Source organism: Deinococcus marmoris DSM 12784 (genome assembly GCF_000701405.1).
Classification (GTDB): domain Bacteria; phylum Deinococcota; class Deinococci; order Deinococcales; family Deinococcaceae; genus Deinococcus; species Deinococcus marmoris.
Window position 1 is genome coordinate 1 of sequence record NZ_JNIV01000246.1, and the last position, 1,155, is coordinate 1,155.

The following is a 1,155-nucleotide window of genomic DNA, read 5'->3' on the forward strand; positions in this document are numbered from 1 at the left end:
AGACTCAGGAGTTGCACCTGCATAACTGGCAGTAAAGCGCTCCCAGCCGGGAGAATCTGAGAATGTCAAAGTCACAGATTCCGGGGGAGCGCGTCCGCATTCTGGCAGACCAGTTCCTGGCCGTGCCCACCACGTCGTACCAGCAGCGCAGCCTCGGGGCTGCGCTCTTCATGTTCCTGGACACGAAAACCAAAACAGCCCTCCACCGCGCTGAACTGGTCAGCAAAAGTGCGCTCAGCCGCCTCCTCAACGAGTATTCCTGGGATACGGAGGCGTGCTGGACACTCCTGGAGCAAGCCCAATGGGACTGCTTGCGGTTGGCCGCCAAAGGGAAACATCGCCCCCTCCTGCGGCTCAGTGTTGACCTGACGAGTGTGGAGAAGAAAGGCAGCACGCTGCCTTTCGTACGCGTCTACAACGAGGTCCACGGCATCCATCTGGTGGTGCTTTTCGCCCACTACCGTGAGGTGAAGTTCCCGGTGGCTTACCGGGTGTACAAGGGGAAAAGCACGCCCACACCGACGACATTGGCGCGTGAGATGCTTCGCACCATTCCCAAGTCGATTCGGCAGCGGTTCCGAATCCGCGTCCTCGCCGACAGTGGTTTTGAAGCGGCGGTCTTCCTAGACGAGGTCCGGCAGCTTGGTTTTGAGTTCGTTGTGGGCGTTCGGACCAATCGACGGACCCTGCACCCTGGTGAAGTGAGCGTCGCTGATTGCCCCCATGGTGGCTATGTTGAACTCAAGAATTGGCCGTATGAGACGCTGACGTTGGGCCGTTTTGACCGGGGAGACCGAACCTTTCATGCCGTGTCTTCAGAACTGATGGAAGGAGACGAGGTCATTGCTGAAGGAAAGGAGCGGTGGAACGAGGAATCGTTTTTCAAGGAGGGAAAACATCAGTTCGGTCTGGCGCAGTTCGCGTTGCGAACTGCTGTGGGGCTGGATCGCTGGATTCTGCTGGTCTTCCTGGCCTGGACGTTGGCCATCCTCCATCGACAGGATGGGCTGACCCTAGAGGAATGTGCGTTCCTGGCGCTGGTCACGGTGCTGCCTCACCTGCATCTCAACCGCCTGCTACACCTGTTCTCGAAAAACGCTGAATTCCTGCACCAGCACGGCTATTCACTCCGCTATGCAAGGTGCAACTCCTGAG

Annotated in this window: 1 protein-coding gene; it reads left to right on the forward strand. The window is 58.4% G+C overall.

Translation table 11 applies throughout. From position 1 onward, the window contains the following. Positions 1 to 62 precede the first annotated feature (62 nt). On the forward strand, positions 63 to 1,154 hold the full coding sequence (locus tag Q319_RS0123635) for a transposase (protein WP_029484811.1): 1,092 nt from the start codon (positions 63 to 65) through the stop codon (positions 1,152 to 1,154). Position 1,155 lies beyond the last annotated feature (1 nt).

Excerpts from the sequence above, each read along its gene's own strand:
- Q319_RS0123635 (WP_029484811.1), top strand. The coding sequence starts at position 63 with ATGTCAAAGTCACAGATTCCGGGGGAGCGCGTCCGCATTCTGGCAGAC.